General features: G+C 35.1%; 4 protein-coding genes. All 4 read left to right on the top strand.

Annotated elements, in window-relative coordinates:
• Positions 1-467: 467 nt before the first annotated feature.
• Positions 468-722: a hypothetical protein gene (locus tag SOY52_RS06680; protein WP_320848184.1), complete on the top strand. Its 255-nt coding sequence runs from the start codon at positions 468-470 to the stop codon at positions 720-722.
• A gap of 226 nt (positions 723-948) precedes the next feature.
• On the top strand, positions 949-1,314 hold the full coding sequence (locus tag SOY52_RS06675; protein ID WP_320848183.1) for a helix-turn-helix transcriptional regulator: 366 nt from the start codon (positions 949-951) through the stop codon (positions 1,312-1,314).
• 11 nt (positions 1,315-1,325) lie between these two features.
• Positions 1,326-2,111 (top strand): hypothetical protein, encoded by a 786-nt coding sequence (locus tag SOY52_RS06670; RefSeq protein WP_320848182.1) that lies wholly within the window; start codon positions 1,326-1,328, stop codon positions 2,109-2,111.
• Entirely contained in the window at positions 2,108-2,731 is a 624-nt protein-coding gene (locus SOY52_RS06665; protein WP_320848181.1) for a hypothetical protein, read from the top strand. Before SOY52_RS06670 ends, SOY52_RS06665 begins: the two co-directional genes overlap by 4 nt.
• The last annotated feature ends 108 nt before the right edge of the window (positions 2,732-2,839 follow it).

Below are 2,839 nucleotides of genomic sequence, written 5' to 3'. Positions count from 1 at the left end.
GTCTGTTCCTGCATCTAACTTTGCTTCTGCAAAAAAGGTATTATCTTGCCTATCATACATGCATACACTGTTTGTATCCTTATGGACATCTATTCCAACATAAATTACACTATCTATCATTAGTGATCTCCTTTATTGCATGTGCTAATGCGTCATGCTTGTTTTGATTTATTTATTTATTTATTTTCCCAAGTATCTCGCAGAATTCACGAATTTGCAATTTTTATATGGGAGGTCACTTCATATTGTCTAATAAGACTTCATGCAAAAAAAGAACCTAAATTATTATTCTTAAACAATCCTTGTCCATTGTTTATTAACGAAGTTCAGAAATAGGATTCAATGCTTGAAGGAATTAAGCAAATAGTTGATAAGTCAGACAAAAGTGGTCAATTTATTTTATTAAGATCGCAAAAGGTGGAGTTAATGAAATCTTTAGCAGGAAGAATATCTGTATTTGAATTAAGTTGATTATAGGTAACCAAAGAAAAATAGATAGAGATCTTGGAACCATAATTTCATATTACATTAATGAATATCCTCGATTACCAGCAACACAGATTTATGAAACTCTAATAAACAAAGGTGATATTAATTCTAAAAGTATTTCTTTATCCACTGTTACAAGGTATGTAACAAAACAAAAGAAAGCGAAAGGAATTAATAAGATTACTACTGAGTATAAAAGATATGAGAAGGAACATATAAATGAAGTATGGTAGGGTCATTTTTTTATACATCTCATTCTACATATCCCTTCACCCGTAAATGCCCCTCGCTTTAACCGATAGTCATTATCGCAGTTAGATGGATGGATAAAAGGCAGAAAACAAAAAAGTTTTATCAGAGCTCCTTATATGTAAATATGTAAATTATATTTTTACATTTACTTGATTTTATAGTTTGCAACGCATATAATTTAACCAGAACTAAAAGGAGGTAATCACAATGAAGTTTGATGAACTGTTTGAACATAGAAATCTTGTTGCTTCAAAACTGAAAGACTGCATTCGCGACGCAGGATACACAAAAGTTGCTTTTGCCAGCAAAGCCGATATCTCCCGTCCAACACTGGATAAGATCCTGAATGGTGGCATCGATAGCAAAACCACATTTAATCGCCATCTTCAGAAGATACTTGCCGTACTCAATCTGACAGCAGATGACCTGGTGTTCTATAGTACTGATTACCAGCAATCTGTGACAGCCGTCTACTCAAAGAACGCTCCGGAAAACCATAATATGAGCGATAAGGCAAAGAAACAGGTTGAACTGCTTTTTGATGTGATTGATCTCTGTACAATCTATTATTAAGGGTGAGTGCTATGAGTGAACTTATAACATCAGCCAATATTGAGGAAGTAATAGCAAAGAATATTTATATTGAGCCGGAGATATCAAAACAGGTAATCACAATTCAGACAAATCAGTCCATCATGAGAGTCGCATCCGTTCCCCAGCTTGCTCTAATCATTCTAAAATCATATGGACTTATACAGTTCCCAATCGATGATCAGTTTTTCAGTGGTGCCATCTATGTAAAGGAAGGGAAAATAATTCCAGTCATCAATACTGCACTTCCTAGGGCAAACCAGTATTTTGCAGCATGGCATGAAGTTTATCATCTGATTTTTGATAAGGTTTCCCTTGATCACTATATTGAAACCGACAACACAATCGAGGAAAGAAAAGCAGAGTGTTTTGCCGCACATATGTTGCTATCTGGCCTCGAACGGTATTACAACGAATTGACCGATGAAGACTTCCTATCAAAAGTTTTTTATTGTATGTCAACCTTCCAGGCACCTTATAAAGCTGTTCTTATATCACTCTATGAATATGCCTTAAAAAGTGAGAATGAAGAATTAAAGAGAAAGATAAAATCCGTATTTGATGTAAGATTTGATAACATGCCTGAGCGTTTTCGTTCTCTTGGGCTGGATGACAGTTTGGTTCTTCCATCCAACGTCATTAATATGGCGCCTTTGCAGGATAAAATCAGGTTGAAGGAGAAGGAGAACCCGGAATTAAGTTATCACAAAGATAATGAAGAATACCTTAAAAATATCATGAAGGAAATTGAACTGATAACAAGAAAGGAAAAAGAATGAATATTACCTCCATTGAAAAAATAGAAAACCAGAGGAAGATTGCAATACTGGACACCTCTTCTGTTTCCTTTTTGCAGCATCTCAATCAAAGATGCCAACGCGCAGATGATATTCTGAAAGATTACGATTTGATTTTGATACCTGGATGGGTTTGGGAAGAAATATCTGACTCTGAAATAAGTGTTGCTTATGTTCAAAAACTTATAGAAAAAGCTTATCCAATCTACAAGATTGATGAGGAAGGGTATTCGCTGTCAGTGGATGAACAGGAATGGAATCTATACCAGATAGTAAAAGCATCAGTAAATCAACTTGGCCAGGTAAAGAGTTACCTGAGAAGATGTGTTGAGAAATCAGATCCGTTGGATATGGATACTTATGCAGAATGGATAAATCAACTCTATGATAAATGGCCAATACAAGGAAACATTCTCCCTTCTGGAAGACAGAAAAAGAAGAATGCTGGTGAGGTATCTATCACAATTCTAGCAGAGATTATTTCCTGGTACTATCCGAATTCAGAGATGATTACTGTCTATTCTCAGGACAGCGACACAAAGACTTTTCAAATTAGTGCTGACGACCAATATACTAAGAGTGTAAATCAGACAGGGAGGTGAAAATAATCCGAATAACAGTTACCATATCAAAGGAGTAAAAAAGATATGGGTAGAAACAAGAAGACTTATACAGATGAGTTTAAGCTTAAATGCATTAAAGAGCTTCTA

It is taken from the genome of Bullifex sp., from assembly GCF_034103065.1.
In the GTDB taxonomy this organism is placed as follows: Bacteria; Spirochaetota; Spirochaetia; order Sphaerochaetales; family Sphaerochaetaceae; genus Bullifex.
This window is presented reverse-complemented; position numbering and strand designations above follow the sequence as displayed.

What these genes read in the sequence shown, in the direction of transcription:
- SOY52_RS06670 (WP_320848182.1), top strand. Translation starts at nt 1,326, where the DNA reads ATGAGTGAACTTATAACATCAGCCAATATTGAGGAAGTAATAGCAAAG.
- SOY52_RS06665 (WP_320848181.1), top strand. Translation starts at nt 2,108, where the DNA reads ATGAATATTACCTCCATTGAAAAAATAGAAAACCAGAGGAAGATTGCA.
- SOY52_RS06675 (WP_320848183.1), top strand. Translation starts at nt 949, where the DNA reads ATGAAGTTTGATGAACTGTTTGAACATAGAAATCTTGTTGCTTCAAAA.